Consider the following 18,283-nt stretch of genomic DNA (forward strand, 5'->3'; position numbering starts at 1 on the left):
TTTATATTTTACCATAGTTGACTGCGTTTTTACAGACTTTTTTTCGGTGGGTCATGGGAAAAGTCCGAAACTGCGTAGTTTTTTCGTTCTTTTCACTTAATCGATTTAACTTGGTTGCGATGCTAATGGGTTTAACTTAGTTACGGTAAGAAAAAGAGTTCAATTCTCATCGCCTCCACCGAACAAGAAAACACAGCCTGATTTTCAGACTGTGCCTATTGTTAAAGTCCTTTATGAGGCTAAAAAAGTATCACCTTCTAGCTTTTTATCGAAACTGTTTAAGATGCCGGATCAGCATTTTTCAAATTCTGATTTGGAAGTTGATTGAAATCTACATCAAGAATTGTTTTTAAATCTACTATATTTGGAGTTTCCATATTAAATACTCTCCTCGCATGATTCATTACTAATTCCTCATATAGATTTCTAATCATTCTGCCATTTGCAAAATTTTCCTCTTTTGAATTCACCTTGTTTTCAAGATATATGTGCAAAAGCTTTTTTGCACTTTCACTCAATTCATAATCATTTTTTGCACACATATCAACTAAAATTTCTTCCAGTTCTCTAACCGAGTAATCTTCAAATTCTATGAATGTGCTAAATCTTGATCTCAATCCAGGATTTGATTCAAAGAATTTTTGCATCGGCTCTGTGTACCCCGCAACAATTACAGCAAGATCATCTCTATAATCTTCAAGTGCCTTAGTCAATTCTGTTAAACACTCTCGACCATATGAATCAGAATGGTCATTCTCAGTTAGACTATATGCTTCATCAATAAATAGCGTTCCACCTTTGGCTTTCTCAATAACCTTTTTTACCTTTAATGCAGTTTGACCCTGATATCCAGCAATTAAATCTGTCCTTGAAACTTCAACAAAATGACCTTTGGATAACAAACCCAGTTGCTTATATATTCTTCCAACAATTCGAGCAACTGTAGTTTTTCCTGTCCCAGGGTTTCCTAAGAAGGCTAAATGTAGTGTGTTTTTGACACTATGTAGATTATTATCTCTTCGCATTTTCTGTACTTTTTGATATGCAATAAGATCTTTCACCTTATCTTTGACTGAGTCAAGTCCAACTAGTGAATTTAATTCATCTAATAATTCTTTGAGCGTTTTTTCTTTTTCAACTGGTTCAGATTTATTATTACATATCTCCATTAAATAGAAATGACCGTAATATCTAACTAGACTATCCTTTAATATTGCAGCCATTTTCTTGGCTTCAATTGTTAGGGACCTATCATTTGCAATAGCCAATAGTTTTTCTAACAATTGAATGGTACTATCCGTGTTATCCCCACTTATAATTGATCTAGCCAAATTTGTTATCTGACCACATTCTTCTATCATTGCATCCAATTTTGAAGAACAGTCTAATAAATCTTTCGTGTATTTATCCATTATATTAACCCTACCATTATCAAAATAAATTCAATAACAGCTAGTCCGATAGAGCCTCCCGCCAAAATATAAGCAACTAAAATTTTTTTAGAGAAACCATCTTCCAAATTATTTATATAATCTAATAAGCTGTTATTTTTTTCAATTAAGGCACACTTGCTTTCATTAAGAGTTCGCATCTCTTGATACATAGAATCAATGTCTGATAAATGACTGATGCTATTAATTTCATTGATTTTAGTTAAAATATCGTCTAAGGTCATCTGATTCGAATTTACTTGTTCAGTTATTCCGTCTAATTTTTCAAAGAGGAACTTAACACGTTTGTTGAGTGTATTTATCAATTCGTTTGTCGTTTGAACATCTTTCCATAGCTTATCAATATTTGATAACTGTTTATTCTTGTCTACACGAATTCTAAACTTCTCTAATACAATCAGCGATTTTTGAGCTGTTGCAACTTCTTCTTGACATTTCTTTACTTCAACCCATATTTTATCAATATCTGCTATATGTTTGAGTTTATCCAATTTCCCTTTAAATTGCTGAAGCACTTTAATAATCTTCTTTTGCTCTTCTACTGTTCTCTCAATATCAGATTGAGCCAATTTGACTTCTTTATTCGCTTTTTGGGCAGACTTTATAGCAATTACAATAGCTTGAATATAATCGTTATCTAAAGCTTCTAGTGCAGTATAGACTTGACCAATTTCATTAATAAATTTTCTTTGCGTATTATTTATGTCGATTAAGTGCTTTTGAATGTCTGTTGTTAATTCATTTAATTCTGATCCTTTAACAGTATGATTAAGTCCAATGCCTCTCCCAAGGAAAAAATCTCCCAAAAATTCTCCTGCACCTTTATCTGAATCAACTTTTTTTAAATCCAAATCCGCAGTAGTTCCTTCAGAAAATCTTTTTAATTCATTTTTTGCTTTCTCAAAATCATGTGTTTGTATTGCTAATTCTTCCATTAAATTATTCTCCTTCAAGTAATTGATCCAAGTCTTTCTCAATTTTATCAAATTCGACTTTATGCTCACTTATTTTACCATCTTCTTCGACTAAAGCATCTTCCATTATTTGTGCTGCTATATTATGCCTTTGTGAAATAGTAGCTGCAGCAGCTACTTTTTTTTCATGTAGATCTTCATTAGGATTAATGAGGCATGTTTCGGGTTCTTTTTCTGTCGATTTTTGTTTTTTTGCATTATCATTGTGCCGCAATTTTTGATTTGCCAAGTATATTGTTACACTAATTGCTGCAGTGACTCCAAAAACTGAGATAATTATCAGCGATTTTTTCATTTATAATGTCCTCCTTTATCAATCTAACAATCCATCTAGTGCAGCGTCAATCTCATCAAAATCAACTTTTCTTTTTTCTCTGTCTTTACTTTCATCAAAAATCTCGGAGACTGATTCTTTTATAATTTTCCCTGCTTCAACATGCCTTTTACTTATTGTTTCTACCACCTGTTTTTTTGTCTTTTCAGTGTTAATAACAGCAACATTATGAAGTTCTTTTTGTGTTTTAAGTATTTCGTTTCCCTTATCTACTTGATTTTCAATAGATAACTCTCTTCGCTTTTTTGCCGTTATTCTATCCAAAAGATTAATAACAATTGCACCAATTAATCCTGCCACAACAGTTCCCAAAAAGATTCCTATTATACTTGCTAAACTTCCTATAAGAGGTATCTCAACCGCTAATACGGGGATAGGCAATAAAACATTCTCAATTACTTCGCCTAAAGCAAGAGCACCTATGGCACTCAAGCCAGCCATTATGATTCTACCAACTTCCAGTATTTTTAGACTTATCGGCATATTTTGATTTTTCGGATTTTTAAAAAAAGCAATTGCTTCTTTGAGTGATTTCCATCCTTGTTTTAATATCATCCAGACTTTTTTGATTATTTCTACTACAGGTCCTATAATGGCTGTAGCAATTGTTGTAACAAGAGTGTTCGCAGCATTAACCATATGAGTTTTAAGCTTGCTAACAAATGATTTTATCGCAATTTTTATGTTTTCTATAAAAGAATCTAAGCTCTTCTTTTTTTCTTTCAGCCAACTAACGAGTTTTCCTATGATTTCCTTTACAAGTTCAGCCAATAACTGCATGACAACTGCTCGCAACGCTTTGCCACCGATTCTAAATGCTTCTTTCTTTCTGGATTTGTTTCCAGCTTCAATAGATCTTCTTTCTCCTTCTGCCTTTTCCTGTTCATATGCTTCTCTTGCTTCTTCGTCTTTTTGACGCATTTTTTTATCGTCTTCATCACTAATATCAAAGATTTCTTTCGGTTTTTGACCATTTGCATTTGGCGTGTCCAACCAATCTGTTGTCGATTTATCGCTCTTAGAGCGATTGAGACTTGAATCCATTTCAAACAGATTTTTTTCGCTATTTGCAAAATCAATTTGTTCTTTTTTTGTCAGATGAGCATTAGCTTCTGGATCTCTAATTATTTCAGCAGCAGAAATCGTATGATCCATATCAGTATGATTTCTAGCTGATCCTTTAGGTCTAGATTCATCAAATGGCTTTCTAGCACCTTTAATCAAAGTTGGTTCTTCTTTTCCTGATCTGGTTTTATGTGTAACAATGTTTCCGTTTTCATCTTTTGCAAAATTATCCTGCCATTCGTTATATCTTTGCTGATAGTTTATTTCAGTATTATGCGTTGCTATTTTGCCGTTTTTAAAATTCTCTGTAGTTTGTATATGTGCATCAGCACTTAAATCCAAAGTAAGCCCATTGTTCTCTTTAATAAAATCTTCTCCTGCAGTAACAGCGACCTGATTTAAAAATTGTTCCCAGACAACATTTTTGATCGTTTTTCCAAGTGAATCTGGATTTCCTATCTGTTCTCTTTCACTTTCCAAAAATTGAAGGTCAGACATCTGGTCTTCTAATTCATCCTCAAGTTGTGCCTCAAGCTTATCGAAATCTATAAATTCATCCGTTGATTTATCAAGCATAGCGTTCATTTTATTATTCTCATTCATTAAATTTCCTCCGTGATAACTGTGCTTCTTCCATTCGGTGTACAAAATCGCATATTTAGCATTCCATATAAATTGTCATCTTTAAGAGCATCGAATTTATTCGTTGCTTTCTTAATACTTCATCTAAAGCACAGACGTTTCACACCTTCACCCGTTCAATCCGGCAAGTATGCCGCTTTTCCTTATCGTAATTCACGCCAACCAAAAGAACTTCACCGCTGTAATTCTTCAAGCAATCCAGATAGTCCTTTTGTTTGATCTGTTCCACTGCCTCTTCTGCGGAATGTCCCCATTTTAGCTCAACGATCAGAGCAGGCAAATCGCAGTTTCGATTCGGCTCAAACACAATATCTGCAAAGCCTTTTCCAGCCGGCATTTCCCGGTGTAGGGTATAATTCTTCTGGGCAGAGTAGTATGCCAGAGAGATCACGCAGGACAGGGCGTTTTCATCATTGTATTTCAAGATCGATGCGTTTGCCTGATGTGCCTGTTCGATCAGTTCTGCAACCGTTTCTTCATCACTGGAAAGGGTGGCTTGCAGCAACCTTTCCGAAGTCTCCAAAGCTACTACAATATTTCCCCAGCCCATTACTTTTACAGTGCTGATAAACTGTTCCATTACTTCATCATTTGGAATCCATATTTCTTTTGTTTCTGCATTGTATGTCAAATAACCCAAATGCACCAGCAATGTAAGAACGTCATCCTTTGTTGCAAACGTCACCATGTCATTGCTAAAGGTAGTCGTATCAATCTTTTCTTTTTCTCCTGCAAGTAGCTTCAAAATGACATCCTGCACGCCAAATTCATTGGATTGAATATAGATTTTCAAAGCTTCATAGGTTTCTGTTTGTGTCCAGTAGTTGCTGAATTTTCCACGCAGCATAGCTTCTACCACAGACTTTGGATTGTAGATTGAAACACCGTCTACACAGTAACCGTCGTACCACTTCTTTGTCTCCGAAAACGGCATCTGGTATTGCTCACACAGTTGGCGGACTTCCTGTTCTGTAAAGCCGGTAAACTCTTCAATGGGAGAGGCATCTGTCATGGAGTATTCGTAAAAAGCATTGATGGCAGAGTGCTCTCCGTATTTTTTGATGGGTAAAATTCCCGTCATGTAGGCAAGGGCAATGTAACTCTTGTCCTTTAACAGGTTGCGTAAAAAGTCCAGATAAGTTTTCTGCGATGCGGCATCGCTTTTATGCACTCGAAAAATGCAGTCCCATTCATCGATGATAAAGACAAACGGAATTTTGTACTGTGCAAAAGCCTGTTCCAGTACCTTGACCAGAGTTCTTCGCCGTGGCATTCTGAGATCTGCAAATTCCTGCTGCAGTTCATCCAGCAAATCTTCCTCAACAAATTGAATCAGCTGTTTCATATTTTCCGATTCCGTCAAGTAATCCCGCATATTTAAGTGGATGACATTGTATTGGTTCAAGTGTTTTTCAAAGTCTGTATGCTTTGCAATTTTCAACTCTTGAAACATTTCTCTGGAATCACAGCCACGGCTGTAGTAAGCCGTCAGCATATTCGCCGCCATAGACTTTCCGAATCGACGTGGACGGCTGACGCAGATATATTTTTGTGTAGTCCGTAAAACACTGTTTGTATACTGAATCAATTCTGACTTATCCACATAGATCTTGGAATTCAGCACCTCTTGGAAATCGACATTTCCCGGATTCAAGTAAACACCCATTGCATTTCCCTCCTTGCTGTGTTTTCAGTTTCTTTACCTTTATTATACCACAGCAGAGGGGAAAAAGCAACTTTTTCACACACAAAAAGCTCCGAATTTTCCCGCCACTTAGGACGATCCGGAGCTTTCTCATTGTGACATGTTCTTTCTGCTACTTAGCAGAAGTACGTATTGGTTGAATCCTTCTTCTTTCCTCTGGTCAGATGCGGCAGCATTCCCTGATTGTACAGCTTGCTGACGGCTCTGCCCACTCTGCACTTATCTCCACGAGACAGCTGCTGGTATAGCCCTGGACGGTTCATTTCAATGATGTCCCGGACACGCAGCTGCTTTCCATGGGTGCTTCTGCATCGGATGACACAAGCAATTGCCATCTGTGCTAACTTCTTGTTGGTGTAATTGTAAGTAAGTACGAAAATCTGCTTCATAAAAATAGCCCCTTTCAAAATTCCACGTTGATTTCTTCGCCGTCTTCTGCGATCTTCTGGAAAAGTGCTGCTTTCGCCTGTTCCTGCCGCAGCTTCTCATGAGAGATGACCTTGACTCTCTGCCCGATGATGCCTTTCGGGAAGGAAAGTTCTTTCTCCTGCAGAAGTGGCTGCAGTTCTTCTTCGTTGATCGTCACGGTTCCCTTGTTGGTGTAACAGCCATTCTGGTCAATTCCCAGAATCGTCAGCGTGTATTGTCCAAAGTCGTTTCGTTCCTCTACTGCGGTCACCAGTGCTTCGGTACACGCAATGGGAGCTTCAAATTGATATGTCATGATGCCCGTTCCTTTCTGTTGTCGTCGAAATATGCTTTTGTTTCTTCATCTATGGTAACACCGTTCTGAAAGTTCACGGTGATAGTTTCTTTGCCGATCTGAATGTCCCGGAGCACAGCCTCTTTCAGTGCAACTGCCTCCGGCGATTTTTCAGTACACATGTAGTTTGTAAATTTTTGAACGATCTCCCGGTATGTTGCATCATCCACCGCAGAGATCGGATTGTCCAAAGCATCCAGCTGCTGTTTCAGCTGCTGGAGTTCCTGTTCGTTTTTCTCAACGGAACGCAGGATGGTTTCGGTAGCACGTCCCTGTTCCAGGTATGCCATCAGATTGGCGTTTGCCTTTTCCAGTCCGTTGATCCGATTTTGTATGGTGTTGGTCTCTCCGCTCTGCATCAGTTTTCGGAGAGAAAGCTTCTGGTTGACTGCCTCGATGATCTTTGGCTGGTTGGCTGGCTGAAAGAGACAGTTCTTCACCGCGTGAAACACAAACGGTGCCAGCTGGTCTGCCCGCACGCTGGGGATGCCGCAGTCACAGCTCCTTCGGTACTGCAGGTACCTGTGCCCGTTGCTGTGGTTGACGTTGCCGGAGAACGGCTTGCCGCACTTCGGACAGCGTGTGAAGCCGTTGAGGGCGTAGTAGTTCTTGCCGGTCCTGCTGGCTGTCCGCCGGCGGTTCTGTGCCAGCTTCTCCTGGACTTTGTCGAAGAGTGCCGGCTCGATGACCGCCGGCATCCCGTCCGGGATCTCTATGGGATCCGGCTTGATCTTGTGGGAGTTTCGGTGTCCGTCGCTGTCCTTGGCAGCTGTGCGGTCGTAGGTGTAAGTGCCCTTGTACTTCTGGTTCGTCAGGATGGTGTGGATGGCGGTGTCTGAAAAGTCGTTGCCGCCGGTGGTCTTGTATCCCTTTTCTTTCAGATGTTTTTTGATGTAGCTGTAACCCATGCCGCTGCTGTAAAGGATATAGATGTCACGAACGATCGGTGCTGTCAGAGGATCGATCTCATAGAGTCCAGCCTCATTGACCGTATAGCCGATGGGTGGAAATCTTTCAGGACTGTACAGATCAGAGACAGCAAAAATGTTCCGGAAACCTTTCCGCAGTTGTATCAGCTTTTTCAGAAATGGTATACAGAGCGTGGAAAGAAAGTGCCGGAACAGCGTCACTTCATTCGCAAAATGCGGGAAGAGCTGGGCGTTGAGAGCGGAAAGAAGAAGATCCAGCCGTATTTGTACGCCTTTGTCGGAAAGTATGACAAGATGTCACTGGAGCTTCTGGCAGAGGGAACGGCACTTTCCATGGTGTCCAACGCATCCTGGCTGTTTGTTCGGCTGCGAAGCAAGATCAGCAGCACGACCGACAAGAAAAACGCACACTTTTACTATCTCTCCCGCAAGCTAAAGGAAAAGTTTCCGCAGGACATCCTCTTTCTCTCCTTTGACGTGGACACCCTTGTGATATTATGTAAAAATGAGGAATCGAAAAATCGGATACACTCCCATTTCCATTCCATCGAAGAGGAGCAGTCTGTATGAGCGGCAAAAAAAGAGGACCAAAACCCAGGTATGAGGAAGAAGACGTTCTGGAAGCGATGGCTGTGTATTTCTATGAACATATGGTTGTCCGGAAGGAAGACCTTTCTGTCTTTACAATGGATGCCATTTATGATGACATTCAGCACGATGCTTCCCAGTCGATCCTGTATCGCAATGTAGCATTTCCCAAGTACAGCCGGATGCGGAAAATGCTGATCGACCATCTTTCAGCGTACGGATTGTATCAGGAGAAAGAACGGCTGACTGCTGCTGTGGCAAGCCGGATCATAGAAACTTATGAGATCGATGCAGAGAAAGAGGACATGGATGTGCTTCTCTCCAGCCACTATACGCTGACAACGTATGGCGGTCCGGTCATCACCTGTATTGCAAAGCTTCCTGCGGTGGAAGCACTGGACACGCTGGCGAGGATCGAAAGCAAGGAAAAACAGAAGTCCCTGACCTGGAGCAGAATCAACATGCTCCGCAAACTGTGTCAAAAAATCAAAAAAAGAAATGCCGATGTGATCTTAGCAGTGATCCCGCAGTACAACAAAGCGATTTACCTGAATCAAAACGGCAGGATCGATAAGCACATCAACAACATCAATCCATTATGTGATACGCTTCTCTTCTTTGTCAAGGACACACCGGAGGGCAGAGCGTTTGTAAAGGAGCAGAAATTTCTCGTTTTCCCATTTTTCTCACCAGAGGAAGAACTGCAGTAAAAAAATGCGGGTAATCCTTTTATCCCGGTGCAGCACCGCACGCCTCAGCGGATTCGCTTTTCGCTTGTGCTGCGGTTCGTCGGGCAGTAAAAAAAAATCCAAGTCATGCGTATGGCTTGGATTTTTTTGTTGGATTACTCGTATTAGTCGCTTGTATTGGTTCGCTTGTATTGGTTCGTTAGTACTCTTCCGCCAACAGCATGGTGCAGTGCTCACCATCATCGATGATGTACACTTTTGCTGCGACCGGCTTTTTCGCCTCCACAATGTACGTCATCTCAAACTGTGGCTGCTCTGAGGTATGATGCACGATCTGCAAACCGTTCTCCTCGCTGAGCCGAAACACCTGCAGGTAGTCTTTCGGTTCGGGCATCTGATCGACAGCCTGCCACATCATCACTTGCAGTGCAATCGGTATCTCCGCATCTACGCCTCGTGTCAGGTATCTGCCTTTTGATTTTTCAAACATCTTTTCTGCTCCTTTACTTTGGAATCAAACATTTCGTACAGTTCGCCTCGTCGCATGGTAATAGGTTCTGTCAACTCCACTACGCCAAATCCCATATCCAGCACAATGTCAAAATCATAGGGTCGCACATGAATCGCTTTCACGAACTGCTGAATGAACGTGCGGAACTCTTCGGTATTTCGCTTCAATTCCCGCCATTGCGTGTACAGGTACGCCACATCTTCATAGACGATAGGCTCTAGCAGCTTTAGTTCGTGCAGTCTGGTTTCCAGTTTTGCTTTCTCGTTTTCCAGCTGCTCTGCTCGCTGGAGCAAGTCATCTGTGAAGATGCCCTTTTCGATTGCTCTTGTGATGTTAGCAAGGCTATCCTGCACTTCATTGTACTGCTGCAAAACATCTGTATGATATTTGTCATAGCTGCTGTTGAATTTCTGCACCTGCTGATTCACCTTAGAAACGGCTTTTCTCAAATTTTTCGGCTTCAATCTCTCGCCGATCAGCACAGCAATGTAGGCATCCAGATAGTCCTTATTCAGCTCCTTGTTATTGCACATTGCCCGATGGGTATTGCATCTGTAGGTTGCAAGCCGTGTCTTACTCCTGCCGCTGAATCGCAGATTTCCGATCATCCGCTTGCCGCAGACATCGCAGACCAGTTTCCCAGTCAGCAGGTAAAACTCCTTGCTGTGATAGCGTCCTGTGTTTCGCTTGTTCTTCGCCTTGATCCGCTGCACCTGTGCAAACAGCTTTTTCCCGATGATCGCAGGACAGCCGCCTTCAATGCGGATATAGCTGTCTTTTTGAGCGTGATTATTCCGCTTGCCGTCTGTTTTTGCAGCCGCCTTATTAAACACAAAAACACCAGTGTACTTCTCATTGCTGAGTATTTCGTACAAACTGTTTTTCCCGAACATCTTCCCACGTTTTGTCTTGTATCCATGGGCATTCAAGTAATCAATGATAGTTGTGTATCCGTGACCGTCTGCAAACATCTGAAAGATGATTCTTACCGCTTGTGCTTCCTGTTCATTGATGACCAGATGCCGGTTTTCGTCTAAATCATAGCCCAGCGGTGGACAGCCGCCGGTGTGTTTGCATTGCAGGGCTGTCTCATTCATCCCTTTCATGACTTCCCGTGCCAGGTTCTTGCTGTAGTACTCGGACATGCCCTCCAGAACGGCTTCCATCATAATGCTTTCCGGAGAATCGTCCATGCGTTCCAGCACACTGCAAAGCTTGACATGGTTCTTCTTTAGTTTCTTCTTGTAGATAGCACTGTCGTATCTGTCACGACTAAATCTGTCCAATTTATGCACCAGTACAATGTCAAACAGTCCTTTACCGCTGTCTGCGATCATCTGCTGAAACTGCGGTCGGTTATCTGTTGTTGCTGATCTTGCCTCGTCGGTATAGGTGGAAACCACCTGCCAGTGATTTTGCTTGCAGAACTGATTCATGGCTCGTATCTGTGCATCGATGGATTCACTTCGTTGATTATCCGAACTAAATCTGGCGTACTGTGCAACCTTTGGTATACTCAGCATGTTATCACCTCAACAGGCAGATAGATGTCCTCACCATAGCTTTCATCAATGATTTTAACGCCGTGCAGAAACATGCTTTCTTCCAGGAAAAGTATTTCTACAAACTCCACTTCACCAATTGGAAAGTCTGTAAATTCTTCCGATTCCAGTACGACAAAACAGCCGATGTCATCCATGTTTTCAACTTGGTATTCCTGCATCATTGCAGTCATTTTCTTTGCAATGTATGCTTTGAGCATCAAAGGCTGAATCTGATCAATTTCTTTGAGATTTGTTACTTTTATCATTCTGCCTCCTCCATTTCATAAGGTTCTAACGTCCATTCTCTTCTGACTGCCGGCGTGAGCGGATGGCAGGCATTTCTTCCGATCTGGTACATCTTGCCGGCATGCTGCTTTATCAATTCCAGCAGGTATTTCTGCCGTTCTCTGACACGCAAAGTATTCTTTCCGATCGTGCCCCAGGCAATGATAATGGCATCACTCATTGCAGCGTACTGCTGTATGATCTCATCTGCTTCATCAGCAATCAGTTCATCATCGCCGTTGAAACGAAGATCGAGCTTTTCCATGATTCTGCTGTACAGGTTCACGATATTGACGCTGCCAAAACCGAGCTTGCTGACGTTATTCAGAACCAGCATCGTGGTCATATCAAAGTTGACCGTATCCGCTGTGTTGGGATTGATCATAATGACCATTGCAGACGGCTTTTCGTTATTCCATTCTTTCCGCAGAAGCAAGCGATGCTCTTTGTCATCTGAGAAAATCGCTTTGCTTCTAATCGTTGTTGTTTCTTCCAGCATTTCTTCCTCCTTCTAAAAAAAGAGGCTCAGCGTCATGCCAAGCCTCCCACGAACAGAATTTTTACTTACTCTTCTTGACCAGTGCCAGCAGTTCTACGCCGCAGGCAACTCCTGCCAGAAACATTTCAATCGCAATCGGCATTGATATACTTCACCTCCTCCCGCTCCTGCATTTCAATGGCAATTCCAATGCCGCCGATCACCAGTGTCAGTACCAGTCCTGCGATAAATTCCTTCATGTCAAATTCCTCCAATTTTTCGTTTTGATTTATGCTTCACACTGTAACAGTGTTTTTGCCTCGCTAATTGCTTCCTCCATTGCCGCTGTATCCATGAGCAGTTCTTCGATCTCGTCCGGATCATAGCCGACTTCCAGCAACAATTCTACTTCTTCTTCCGAAATGCCAAATGTACCGCAGTATTCCAGCATCAATTCTTCCCGTTCGTCCGCTTCCCACCATTTTGCATAGTTCAGGTAATTCCAATTGTACGGGTTGAATATGGTGTGGATGTAGTCCTGCATTTCAAAATCACTTCTGTTGAGCTTTCCGTTCGGAGTGATCTCCAAGATTTCACCTTCAGCTGTTTCAGCCTCACAAGCTTTTTCTGCTATGTGGACTTTTTGCAGAGCGTTATCCAAAATGCTCTTTGTGCTGGCGTAAACGTACAATCCCAGTGCCGGAAAATGATACAAAGTCAGCGGGTTATTGCCCTTCACCAGAAACAGCGTATTGTCATTTCTGAGGATTGTAAAGACAAAACTGCCCTCCACAAGCTCTGCCATGCGTTTGATGTTTTCCGTGTCCAGCTGCTGCCCCTGTTCCAGAAGCTGCACAGCGATGTAGCTGTCGGTTTCGATTGGTGTCGGTGGGAGCTGCTGTTCCCGGCGAAGCTCCCTGTCGTTGTACAGCACGCCGTTGTGGGCGAGGGCAAACGCCTCTTTGCCGCAGTGTCCCTCGAACGGGTGGTTGTTGCAGTTCCGCTTCTCGCTGCCCTGCGTCGTGAACCGGGTGTGCCCGATGACCGATCGTGCCCCTCTAGGGAAGAACAGCTTGACCTTGTGTGCCGGTTTCGGCTTTTTGTAGGTGATGATGCTGCCGTCCCGGACGTAGGCGATGCCTGTTGCGTCTGTGCCACGGACTTCCGCAGCGACTGAGAGGTAGTGTATCAGCTTTTTCAAAACGGCATTACTGGTCTTACCCTTGTAGTCTAAAAATCCAAACACTGCACACATCTTACATCTCCTCGCTTTCTGTTACCATTTCATTGACGTACAGTCTTCTTTCCTTCAGATACTGGATCAGTTCCGGTTCCCGAATGGAGCTTACAAATTCCGACCAGCTCATGGCATCGATCCCTTCCTCAGACAAAGAAATCGCCGCATCACAGATGTGGTTGACCATCTGCAGTGTGGCGATGAAAGTGTTGTATTTGAGGGTGCCCCGGAACAATCGAAACTCAATGGTGTGGTAGTTATTGAGATTGACCACAACGTATCTGCCGTTGCAGCCGCTTTTGGCTTTCTCCAGGATTTGCTTGCCGGTTTTCTCAAAGCCGAATCTTGCACTCCAGCGACTCATATTGTAGCTGCTTCTGCGACTGAACGTAAAGAGTTCATTCCAGTGCTTTTCCACAAAGAACAGGATCCGGCTGATGACATCTTCCTGTTCTGTCTGATTGTCGCCAAAGGCATTGCGGTTGACGTGAACGTGCAGACCGCAAGTTGATGTCTGATGGGAACGATATCCCATGGAAACTGCCTCCCGAAGGAGTGCTTTCCAGTTCATGGATTCTGTGTGATACTCTAAGGTCATGGGGTGGGAAACGATCTCAAAACCGTCTTCCAAGCTGCCGTCCGACTTGATGTAAATGTTTTCCTCATGCACATTGGCGATGATTTTGAGAGTTGCAGCATTGTCATTATCTTTTCCGCCTTCATCCACTTCCAGTTCTACGCCGAAGTATCGCTTTCCCTGACCGTAGAAAATGGGTGTGGGCTTGTAACCGTACTCTTCGATCTCGTCCTCAAACTCGTCGAAGCATCTTTCGCAGTAGGGCAGGTCGCTGTGCCAGCAGACGATGCTTTCCGGAACGATCTGCCCGCAGGATTCGCAGCGGTAGTAGTGGGCATCGAAGCAGTCCTGACAAAGGCAGGTGTCTTCATCGGAAACGCTGTTTTGCTCCCAGATGGTTTCGCCGCAGTGGTCGCAGGTGACGCAGTGTTCCTCGACACAATCGTCGCAGAGCAGTTCATCGTCTACCGGTGTGCCTTCTTCCTCTGCAAGCACTCTTCCGCAGTAGTCACAAATTCTTACTTCTTCCATTTCAAGTTCCTCCAAAAACAAAAATTCCGGTAAGGCTGAAAGATTTACCTTACCGGAATTATAATATATATTTGAGGTTGGAGGTTGATACGGGAAAGACTTCTTTGCTTTCTCCGTAGAAATTGGAGTTGATTTTTTTGATAATCTCATGACTATATATATTATATTATATATATTATATAATATTTATATAAATTTAAATATATATGGATGAGATTTTATTTTTGATTTCTCTCGTTAGAGAGTGGCTCTGTGACGAATCTTGGATGAGGAACAGGGACATTGCTCGATGCAATCGGACTGCACGTCAGTGCTGATGCGTGCACAGATCAAGCTTTCTCCACCAACTCCTGATACCGTTTCATCAACTCCGCCACGCACTCGCTCTCTGTGATTTTCCGGTCAAAGCCGTAGGCAGCCATCACGGCGAAATCGTTTGCCTGATGTGCCTTGCGGAGTTCCGGCGGCATGGTGGTTTCATCGTAGAGATCGGCAAGGGAACAGTCAGGGTAAAGTGCTCTTGCGTCCAGGATTGCCTGAGCGGTTTTCTCGATTTTTGCTTTTTGTTCGGGTGTTGGATTGCACCAGGGGAAGTTGTTGTAGACAATTTTGATAGAATAATCATAGTCGCTTTTCAATCTTCCACACACTGTTCTCATCCACGCCATATGAACATTAGATGTCAGGACACCGAAATGATATAAAGTCGCATTAGGTATAAGTCTCACTTTATTGCTGCACATAATATCCGGTGTCATAAAGCCCATTGGCACATATCGACGATTCTGTGAGGATACTTCTGGAATTACAATGTAATTTGTGGTGGGCATATTTTCAGTTTGAAATCTTGTTGGTGTATCAGCGAGTCTAAGCGTGCTTGCTCTTTTACTTGATAAGCGAAATTGACGGACATTTTCAATTCTTTTCATACATTCTGGCATAGAATGCAGTTCTTTTGGCGAACAATCTCCAAGCCATAAGCAGTATCGAGGAATACGGTTAATAAATTCTCTCGACCCATAGAAAAGATGAAAATACGGTTTTGATTTAGGCTCTATTCTAATGAATTCTGCCATTTCTTCTTCTGTGAAGATATAATTTCCATCGTCAATAGGCTGATTGCCCATTCTAATTGTATTTACTTTACATATAGGATTAGTTCTACTTTCAATAACAATATTATCTGATTCAATAAGATAACCATTTATATTTTTCGCAATCTTTACAGAGCCACCATCAAAAATTCGCTTTGGTTTTTGATTTGATGCTTTGCTAAATCCAACAATAACACAATGCACATGAGCTTTCAAACTTGCTTCACTATCCCAACGGAAAGTACGATATGCAAAATCAATATGAACCCCATGCTCAAACAGGTTTTTCCAAAGGATTGCAACTTGTTCTCCCTGAGTAATGGAATTCGTAGAAACAAGAGCCGTTCTAATTTCTGTTCCTGTCATCATATCCGCTGCTTTTTTATACCAGCAGGAAACATAATCCAGATTTCCATTATTTTTAACACCATCAAATATCGATAAAACATCATCCTTTTGTACGGTATTCATCAATCTTGCACCCACAAACGGCGGATTTCCCATGATATAATTCAGCTTTTCTTTCGGCACAACGCTTTCCCAGTCAATTCGCAGAGCATTGCCCTCCACGATATTTGCATAGGATTTCAGCGGCAGGAAATTCAGATTGATCTGCATTAGCTTTTCTGTTTCCTGCATCATCTGGCTTTCTGCGATCCACAGGGCTGTTTTTGCAACTGTCACTGCAAAATCATTGATCTCGATGCCGTAAAACTGTCCAATGGAAACCTGAATCGGGTTATATTCGCCCTCGCCGCCCAGCATCATTTGACCACGGTGCTCCTCGTATAGTGCATCATTTTCCAAACGACGGAGAGAAATGTAGGTTTCTGTCAGGAAGTTTCCGCTGCCTGCCGCAGGATCCAAAAACGTAAGCTGGGACAGCTTTTTTCGATATTCCTGCAATCTCTGTGCTCTGGTTTTTGCCACCTTCAAAGCCTTGATTTCTTCCAGTTCTGCCTTTAATTCATCGAGGAAAAGCGGATCGATAACCTTGTGGATGTTTTCAAGACTGGTGTAGTGCATTCCGCCGCTGCGGCGTGTTTCCGGATTCAAAGTCGATTCAAACACTGCACCAAAAATGGTTGGTGAGATCTCCGACCAGTCGAATCCAGCACTTGCCTTATTGACCAGCAAATCCACGATTTCTTCCGTAAAACGAGGAATCTCAATGTTCTCGTCTGCAAACAGTCCGCCGTTGACGTAGGGGAATGCAGCAAGATCGTCTTCCATGTAAGGGTCACGATTCTCCGGCTTTGTGTCCAACACCTGAAACAATTCTATTAGTGCTTTTCGTGCATCTTTCGGAGAGAACTGCTTGAGATAATCTCCGAACATTTCATGCTGTCCAAAAATCCCTGCATCTTCTGCGTACAGACAGAACACCAGCCGAACGCAAAGCATATTCAAGCTTTTCAGCGTTTCCTCAGACTCCGGATTCTTGTACTGTTTCAGAATCGCATCGTACAGCTTGCCTACCAAATCGCCGGCTTTGAGAGAAATCTCCATCTCTTTTTTCAGATTCTCGTTGCCTGTGTCCACAAGAAACTGTAAGCGATAGTATTCTTTCGGCAAATCCTTCAAGAGGATCTGTTCCGGTTCGCCATTCGGCTTGTTCATGTCATAGATCAGGAACTCCGAGAAGTTGCAGGTGATGACCCAACGAGGGTGCTTGTCCACAGGCAGTTCAACGATGTATCGTTTTGCCTGCTGAAACGGATTCAAAAACGTACCATCCGACTGCTTGATTGCTTTGCGTAAATCTTTGCCAAGGCTCTTCTGCTCGATCATCACCTTTGTACTCTCGATATAGCCATCAATGAAACCAGTGCTTTTATCAATATGTACCTGATCTTCAAAGCTGATGAAGTGCGTAGCGTTTTCGACTCCGTAGACATTTTGCAGCAAGTCAATCCAAAACTTCTGTGACTGCCCCTTTTCGTAACCTTTATCTTTCCAGTACTCCGCAAATTCCTTTGCAGCTTTCTTCTGCTGTTTTTCTGTAATATTCATTGTTGTGCCTTTCTTTCGCATAAACTATATTTATTTTAGCATATTTCACTAATATTTTCAAGTCCTTTTTAGAAATGTAAATCGCAAAACAGCAGATGCCTAACACTGATTCTGTAGACGTCTGCTGTTGCTTTTGCTTATGAAGTTCTTTTGATTGTCGCCGCATTTAGGCTGATTATTCTTGTACCGACTTTTTCGGAAAGCAAATCATATTGCACAAATTCTTTTTCTGCATTTTGTACAATGTGCCTATTTCTCGAAAAAAGCGCACTCATTTTTCCCATTTTCCCATTTTTCCCGCAAGAGAGGGGTACCCCAAAAATGCTACGCACTTTAACCAGGTCACGATCAAATCCGCTTTGAACTCCCGAAAAATCAGGCAAAATTTGTAAAAGAAAAACCACGTAACCACGCTATATAACGTGATTACGTGGTTTTCGTAACCTTTCCGATTACGTGTTTTTATGTGGTGGAGGCGATGCGTGACCATCTTTTTTTGCGTATTTTCAAGATTTCGGAAGTGCGACACCACGCAGATGCGTGGTTTTTCGTTATCAAGATCTTTAAAAAATTGTTGTAGATGAATTCTTCATACTCCACTTTCGTTCGATTTTTATCCTTTATATTATAGCATGTCGTCCGAGGAATGTCAAGCAGCAGAGTATTTTTCGAATCGCACAATCACTAGAGTAACCATGCTTCTTTTTCAAAAAATTTATTCTGTATAGACTTTCTGACTAGATTAAAAACTCTTTTTTAAGGTAAACAACGTTATACCATCGACATTCTCGTTCTGTAGTTCGTAGACTTCATCTATGTTTAAAAGCAATCCAGTAGGATTTCTTCCTATAATGATATATTGGTTGTTTCCGT

At 42.3% G+C, this 18,283-nt stretch carries 18 protein-coding genes; 2 read left to right on the forward strand and 16 right to left on the reverse strand.

Going from position 1 to position 18,283, the window contains the following annotated elements; all coding sequences use genetic code 11:
• Nucleotides 1–278: 278 nt before the first annotated feature.
• The 8 genes from DXB92_RS08335 to DXB92_RS08370 form a co-directional block, all read right to left on the reverse strand.
• Nucleotides 279–1,412, reverse strand: a complete 1,134-nt coding sequence (locus DXB92_RS08335; RefSeq protein WP_117733513.1) for an AAA family ATPase — start codon at nt 1,410–1,412, stop codon at nt 279–281.
• Entirely contained in the window at nt 1,412–2,386 is a 975-nt protein-coding gene (locus tag DXB92_RS08340; protein WP_117733514.1) for a hypothetical protein, read from the reverse strand. The genes DXB92_RS08335 and DXB92_RS08340 overlap by 1 nt, the downstream gene beginning before the upstream one ends.
• 4 nt (nt 2,387–2,390) lie before the next feature.
• A complete protein-coding gene (locus DXB92_RS08345) occupies nt 2,391–2,720 on the reverse strand; it encodes a hypothetical protein (protein ID WP_117733515.1) in 330 nt (109 codons plus the stop codon).
• Nucleotides 2,721–2,738: 18 nt separating this feature from the next.
• The gene (locus DXB92_RS08350) at nt 2,739–4,427 is read right to left on the reverse strand and encodes a cation diffusion facilitator family transporter (RefSeq protein ID WP_117733516.1); all 1,689 of its coding nucleotides are present in this window, start codon (nt 4,425–4,427) and stop codon (nt 2,739–2,741) included.
• Nucleotides 4,428–4,566: 139 nt separating this feature from the next.
• On the reverse strand, nt 4,567–6,132 hold the full coding sequence (locus DXB92_RS08355; protein ID WP_117733517.1) for an AAA family ATPase: 1,566 nt from the start codon (nt 6,130–6,132) through the stop codon (nt 4,567–4,569).
• A gap of 155 nt (nt 6,133–6,287) precedes the next feature.
• Nucleotides 6,288–6,560, reverse strand: coding sequence for a hypothetical protein (locus DXB92_RS08360; protein WP_117733518.1), 273 nt, complete (start codon nt 6,558–6,560; stop codon nt 6,288–6,290).
• Between the two features lie 14 nt (nt 6,561–6,574).
• The gene (locus tag DXB92_RS08365) at nt 6,575–6,895 is read right to left on the reverse strand and encodes a hypothetical protein (RefSeq protein WP_117733519.1); all 321 of its coding nucleotides are present in this window, start codon (nt 6,893–6,895) and stop codon (nt 6,575–6,577) included.
• Nucleotides 6,892–8,064 carry a recombinase family protein gene (locus DXB92_RS08370; protein ID WP_117733520.1) on the reverse strand — a complete coding sequence of 391 codons (1,173 nt, stop codon included), beginning with the start codon at nt 8,062–8,064 and terminating at the stop codon, nt 6,892–6,894. Before DXB92_RS08370 ends, DXB92_RS08365 begins: the two co-directional genes overlap by 4 nt.
• On the opposite strand from DXB92_RS08370, the gene DXB92_RS08375 reads away from it, so the two are divergent.
• Entirely contained in the window at nt 8,002–8,433 is a 432-nt protein-coding gene (locus DXB92_RS08375) for a hypothetical protein (RefSeq protein ID WP_187118442.1), read from the forward strand. The two genes, DXB92_RS08370 and DXB92_RS08375, sit on opposite strands and share 63 nt — an antisense overlap.
• Entirely contained in the window at nt 8,430–9,161 is a 732-nt protein-coding gene (locus DXB92_RS08380; RefSeq protein ID WP_117733522.1) for a hypothetical protein, read from the forward strand. The genes DXB92_RS08375 and DXB92_RS08380 overlap by 4 nt, the downstream gene beginning before the upstream one ends.
• Nucleotides 9,162–9,339: 178 nt before the next feature.
• On the opposite strand, the gene DXB92_RS08385 is transcribed toward DXB92_RS08380, so the two are convergent.
• The 8 genes from DXB92_RS08385 to DXB92_RS13975 all read right to left on the reverse strand — a co-directional run bounded on the left by DXB92_RS08385 (nt 9,340) and on the right by DXB92_RS13975 (nt 17,694).
• Nucleotides 9,340–9,630, reverse strand: a complete 291-nt coding sequence (locus DXB92_RS08385; RefSeq protein ID WP_117733523.1) for a DUF960 domain-containing protein — start codon at nt 9,628–9,630, stop codon at nt 9,340–9,342.
• Nucleotides 9,600–11,174: a recombinase family protein gene (locus tag DXB92_RS08390; protein WP_242986630.1), complete on the reverse strand. Its 1,575-nt coding sequence runs from the start codon at nt 11,172–11,174 to the stop codon at nt 9,600–9,602. Before DXB92_RS08390 ends, DXB92_RS08385 begins: the two co-directional genes overlap by 31 nt.
• Entirely contained in the window at nt 11,168–11,461 is a 294-nt protein-coding gene (locus DXB92_RS08395; RefSeq protein WP_117733524.1) for a hypothetical protein, read from the reverse strand. The genes DXB92_RS08390 and DXB92_RS08395 overlap by 7 nt, the downstream gene beginning before the upstream one ends.
• Nucleotides 11,458–11,979 (reverse strand): DUF1643 domain-containing protein, encoded by a 522-nt coding sequence (locus tag DXB92_RS08400; RefSeq protein WP_117733525.1) that lies wholly within the window; start codon nt 11,977–11,979, stop codon nt 11,458–11,460. The genes DXB92_RS08395 and DXB92_RS08400 overlap by 4 nt, the downstream gene beginning before the upstream one ends.
• Before the next feature lie 268 nt (nt 11,980–12,247).
• Nucleotides 12,248–13,213, reverse strand: a complete 966-nt coding sequence (locus DXB92_RS08405; protein ID WP_117733526.1) for a class II glutamine amidotransferase — start codon at nt 13,211–13,213, stop codon at nt 12,248–12,250.
• Between the two features lies 1 nt (nt 13,214).
• Nucleotides 13,215–14,303: an amidoligase family protein gene (locus DXB92_RS08410; protein WP_117733527.1), complete on the reverse strand. Its 1,089-nt coding sequence runs from the start codon at nt 14,301–14,303 to the stop codon at nt 13,215–13,217.
• A gap of 329 nt (nt 14,304–14,632) precedes the next feature.
• Nucleotides 14,633–17,431: a DNA methyltransferase gene (locus DXB92_RS08415; RefSeq protein WP_341473035.1), complete on the reverse strand. Its 2,799-nt coding sequence runs from the start codon at nt 17,429–17,431 to the stop codon at nt 14,633–14,635.
• Between the two features lie 116 nt (nt 17,432–17,547).
• Nucleotides 17,548–17,694: a hypothetical protein gene (locus DXB92_RS13975; RefSeq protein ID WP_187118440.1), complete on the reverse strand. Its 147-nt coding sequence runs from the start codon at nt 17,692–17,694 to the stop codon at nt 17,548–17,550.
• Nucleotides 17,695–18,283: the final 589 nt, after the last annotated feature.

Source organism: Ruminococcus sp. OM06-36AC (assembly GCF_003438725.1).
Lineage (GTDB): Bacteria > Bacillota > Clostridia > Oscillospirales > Ruminococcaceae > Ruminococcus_C > Ruminococcus_C callidus.